The organism is Desertibacillus haloalkaliphilus (assembly GCF_019039105.1).
Lineage (GTDB): Bacteria > Bacillota > Bacilli > Bacillales > KJ1-10-99 > Desertibacillus > Desertibacillus haloalkaliphilus.
Map to the genome: position 1 here is coordinate 1 of NZ_JAHPIV010000587.1, position 331 is coordinate 331.

At 48.6% G+C, this 331-nt stretch carries 1 protein-coding gene; it reads right to left on the minus strand.

Annotated elements, in window-relative coordinates; genetic code table 11:
* The coding region (locus KH400_RS30435) for a hypothetical protein (RefSeq protein WP_217228720.1) at window positions 1–331 on the minus strand (331 nt) is incomplete at both ends.

Below are 331 nucleotides of genomic sequence, written 5' to 3' on the forward strand. Positions count from 1 at the left end.
CTTCCCTTCCTTCTCTTTTTCTTTTTTCCTCTCTTTTTTCCTCCCCTCCTCTTCTCTCCCTCCTTTCCCTCTCTCTCTTCCCCCTTCCTTCCCCCCCCTCCCCCTCTCCTCTTCTCCTCTCTTTCTCTTTTCTTCTCTTTCCCTTTTTTTTTCCCTCTTTTCTCTTCCTTTTTTTCTCTTCCTTCTCTCCTTCTCCTTTCCTCTTTCTCCCCCTCTTCTCCCCCCCTCCCCTTCCCTCTCTCTTTTTTTCCTCCTTTTTCTCTCCCTCTCTCCTTTTCCCTCCCCCCTCTTTTCTCTTTCCTTCCCCTCTCTCTTCCTCTTTCTTTCCCTT